A 410-nucleotide genomic window follows, 5' to 3' on the forward strand; every position below is an offset into this window, starting at 1 on the left:
GTCAGATCCATGCGCTGAACCCGAACACCGGTGTGGAGTTGTTGGCCCCGGACTACAACGGCAACGCCGACCAGTTGGCCGAGGTGTTCGAGTCGCGCCCGGAAGTGTTCGCCCACAACGTGGAAACGGTGCCGCGCATCTTCAAGCGGATTCGCCCGGCGTTCCGTTACGACCGCAGCCTGGCTGTGATCACCGCGGCCCGTGACTTCGGTCTCGTCACCAAATCGAACCTGATCCTGGGTATGGGCGAGACCATCGAGGAGGTGCACACCGCGTTGCGCGATCTGCACGACGCCGGGTGCGACATCGTCACCATCACCCAGTACCTGCGGCCGTCACCACGCCACCACCCGGTGGAACGCTGGGTGCATCCCGACGAGTTCGTCGAGCTGTCGAGCTATGCCGAGGGC

Annotated in this window: 1 protein-coding gene; it reads left to right on the forward strand. The window is 64.4% G+C overall.

What is annotated here, in order from left to right:
- Positions 1-410 (forward strand): radical SAM protein (locus IMZ11_RS44440; RefSeq protein WP_374463294.1); only part of this gene is annotated, 410 nt, incomplete at both ends.

This window comes from Microtetraspora sp. AC03309 (assembly GCF_020826795.1).
In the GTDB taxonomy this organism is placed as follows: Bacteria; Actinomycetota; Actinomycetes; order Streptosporangiales; family Streptosporangiaceae; genus Microtetraspora; species Microtetraspora glauca.